Raw genomic sequence first — 3,380 nt, 5'->3', positions numbered from 1 at the left:
GTAAGCGCTAGTTAAAGCACACCGGATCGTCAGATGCGGCGGAGAACAGGGGTTCAAGCCTGTCTACTTTTTGCCCCAGTTGTTCCACGCCATGCGCAGCAGCGTCGCATTGGCTGCCCGTCGGTCGAACAGTTCGGCATCGAAGTCGTCTCCCGCCCATGTTCTGTACCGCGTCGCTTCGTCGCCATCTGGGTCGACGCTTAGAACGCGCAACATCTCTGCATATCCGTACGTGCCACCCACGTCCTCGGGCGGACAGGCACGTTCTCCAGCACCAATCCACGCCTCGCTGTGCGGCTCATGGTCCGTTTGAGTGACTTCTTCCACGTGAATGTCATGATGCCAGTCATCGCCAAAGTCATATCGATAGAGGAACCGGTGTCCCGGGTATGCAAGCCGGTATAACCGCGCCTTGCGGTCATCCAGCATTTCGGGATCTTCAGCAAACAGATCGAGCATGTTGTCGTTGTCGCCCATCGCGTAAGTCCGCCCGTCGATCTCAAAGTCATGCAAATGCGAGTCAGTCCACCCAAATGCGGCTTGCAGGATGTGATGCAGCTTGCGCAAGGTGATGTTGCCGTCGACGTGGATCCGTCGCCAGACGGGCGGTTCGATGTCACGGATCTGCGCGTGAAGTGTGTAGATGGTGTAGGACTTGGTCATGGATTCGTGCAAAGCATCGTATTGGACGCAGACAGAATTCGATTATCGCCTGGCGTCGCAATCGACTGCGCCTGCCGTGCTGCGTGCCGGGACCTATGCTGTGCGCTGTCCGGAAACCGACACCAATCGCGTCAAGCGGATGTTCGCGTCGAAGTGGGTCGCATCGCGAAGTTGAACGGCAGAAGATCGGTGATGTCTGCTTCGGGCGACCTTTGCGGCAGCTCGGTGAGCACATGCAAGAGATATGCATAAGGTTCGACGTTGCACGCCCGGCACGTGAGCATCAGGCTGTAGATCATGGCGCTCGCCTTCGCACCGGCGACCGTGTCTGCAAAGAGCCAGGCCTTTCTCCCTGTGCAGAAGGGTCGGATGTCGCGCTCGATCACGTTATTGTCCACGGGGGCGCGCCCATCGGTGACGTAGCGGCTCAGGTAATCCCATTGGTTGCGCGTATAACTGATCGCCTTTCCCAGCAGGCTCTCGGGCAGGACCTGTGGGGCCTGTTCGTCGAGCCACGCCTTCAGGGACGCCAGCAGCGGTGCGCTGTGTTGCTGGCGCAGCCGGTACGTGTAGGCGTCCCGTGTTTCGCCTTCCGGCAGATCGTCTTTGGCCAGCGTCTCGACCTGATACAGCGCCTTGAAGTACTCCAGTGCCTGCGCGGCACGACCGCCGGGTTTCTTCATGCCCTTGAGGGCGTCGACGAAGACCCGGCGGGCGTGCGCCAGACAGCCGAAGTGCGTCGCGCCTTCGAGTGTGCGCCAGGCGGCATAGCCGTCGGTCATCAGGAGACCTTCGTAGCCGGCGAGGAACGCCTGGGGATGTTCCTGCCCGCGCCCCGGCTGGTAGTCGAACAGCACCACCGGTTCCGGACAGTCTTCAGCACTGCGGTACACCCACATATACGATGTGCTTTGCGCGGTCTTGCCGGGCTCCTTGAGCACCTGCACTGTTGTCTCGTCACCGTGGATCAGCGGCTGCGACAGCAGTGTCCTGCGCAGTGCGTCGTACAGCCGGCTGTAGTGCAGCTCTGCGGGCCGGATGATCCAGTTCGCCAGCGTGCCGCGTCTGACTTCGATGTCCGCGCGAGCCAGCGCGTGGGCCATCCGGTACAGCGGCGTACCGTCGACGTACTTCCCCGCTGTGACGGTGGCGATCATCGCCGCACTGGCATTGCTGCCCGGCAACGGCTGCGCTGGCATCGGTGCGGTGATCACCGGCGTACGCTCGGCATGGCGTTCGCAGTGGCGGCACGCGTACTTGAAGCGCACGTGCTGCAGCACCGATGCCTTCACCTCGATATGCAACTGTTCGCTGACCTCTTCGCCCATGCGGTGCAGCGCTTGCGCGCAGCACGGACAGACCTTCTGGTCTTCCGGCAGGTCGTATTCGATGCGCTGGCGTGGCAGGTGTGCCGGCAGCGGTTTGCGTCCGGGCCGGCTTCGCGCCGGCCCAGGTGCATCCGGCAGGCCAGTATCGGGCAGTGCGAACGTGTCTTCGGTACCGTCGGTGTCATCGTCGGGTTCGGTGGCGGCGATCTGTTCGGCCTCGTCGAAGACGCGATCCCGGAGCTTCTCGCTGCTCGGCGCGAAGCGCTTGCTCTGCGCCAGACGGAACTGCTCCTCCAGTTGGGCAATCCGTTCGCCCAGTTGCCGGTTTCGTGCCTCGAGTTCACGGATATAGGCCTGGGCGGCCGGAGGCAATCGGGAGAATTCGTCTTCGTTCATGCCCCCACGATAGCGAAGTGTCGCCCGCGATGGGTTTACGGGAATTTGTAACAGGCTGGCCGGCTGATACTGACCTCCGACGCCCAACGCTCAGCTGGCGTGATGGTACGACCGTACCGGGTGGCGGCGCACAGCATCAATGTCGATGCCCTCCAGGAGCCAGTGCAACTGCTCGCTCGTCAGCTTGACTACGGTCTGCTGCCGGCGTGGCCATACGAAGTGGTCTTCCTCGAGGCGCCTCAACATCATCCAGAAACCGTTGCGATCGTAGAACAGCAGTTTGACCCGGTTGCGTTTGCGGTTGTGGAAGGCGAACACAGCGCGCGCAAACGGATCGAGCTGCATGGACTGCTCGACGAGCGTCACGAGACTATTGATGCCGGCCCGGAAGTCGATCGGTTCGCGATGCAGGAAGACCGTCAGGTCCGCCTCGAAGCGGAACATCAGCGCGCTCCCAATGCGACAACTATCGCATTTACGATTGCCACGTCGTCAGATGAACATTCGAGCTCAAGCTTCACGCCGTTGGGCAGATGAGCCGACAGCCGTGCCGCTCGTGTTGAGCGTGGCGAAACGCAGGATGATTCTGCTCTGGTGGCGCGGTGCGACGCGGGCGCGGACGCCATGACCGTTGTCGGCCCGTCGATCGCGACCACCGAAACAAACGCCGACGACGCGACTGGCTCGTTGTGCCCGATCGGGGGCCGGGAGTGTTCACGCGCCTGGACCCATTTATGCAACTGGTTGGCATTCACGCCAGCCTTAAGGGCGAGGGCCGATAGTGAGGCGCCTGGCCGCAGACAGGCTTCGATCAGCCGTCGTTTGTCCGCCGGGTCGAAGCTTCGCTTGCCGCCGACACCAACACGCGTCACACGCAAAGGCAAAAAGCTCAGGTCATCTTCTGTCATGGATTGCGTCCGCAAAGTTGGGTTGCGGACGCAATCGTGAGCCTTATCAATAACGGAAGCTAGGTGTGCGAAATCGCGCGCTTAC

General features: G+C 61.7%; 4 protein-coding genes. All 4 read right to left on the bottom strand.

Features of this window, described 5'->3' with window-relative positions; translation table 11 throughout:
• Positions 1 to 63: 63 nt before the first annotated feature.
• Positions 64 to 663, bottom strand: a complete 600-nt coding sequence (locus BM438_RS44340; protein WP_093647883.1) for a plasmid pRiA4b ORF-3 family protein — start codon at positions 661 to 663, stop codon at positions 64 to 66.
• Between the two features lie 131 nt (positions 664 to 794).
• On the bottom strand, positions 795 to 2,387 hold the full coding sequence (gene tnpC, locus BM438_RS44335; protein ID WP_093647880.1) for an IS66 family transposase: 1,593 nt from the start codon (positions 2,385 to 2,387) through the stop codon (positions 795 to 797).
• A 90-nt stretch (positions 2,388 to 2,477) separates the two neighbouring features.
• Positions 2,478 to 2,831 (bottom strand): IS66 family insertion sequence element accessory protein TnpB, encoded by a 354-nt coding sequence (gene tnpB / locus BM438_RS44330; RefSeq protein WP_062170938.1) that lies wholly within the window; start codon positions 2,829 to 2,831, stop codon positions 2,478 to 2,480.
• Positions 2,831 to 3,295, bottom strand: a complete 465-nt coding sequence (tnpA, locus tag BM438_RS44325) for an IS66-like element accessory protein TnpA (RefSeq protein WP_093647878.1) — start codon at positions 3,293 to 3,295, stop codon at positions 2,831 to 2,833. Before tnpA ends, tnpB begins: the two co-directional genes overlap by 1 nt.
• Positions 3,296 to 3,380 lie beyond the last annotated feature (85 nt).

Source organism: Paraburkholderia aspalathi (assembly GCF_900116445.1).
Taxonomy (GTDB): Bacteria; Pseudomonadota; Gammaproteobacteria; order Burkholderiales; family Burkholderiaceae; genus Paraburkholderia; species Paraburkholderia aspalathi.
This window is presented reverse-complemented; position numbering and strand designations above follow the sequence as displayed.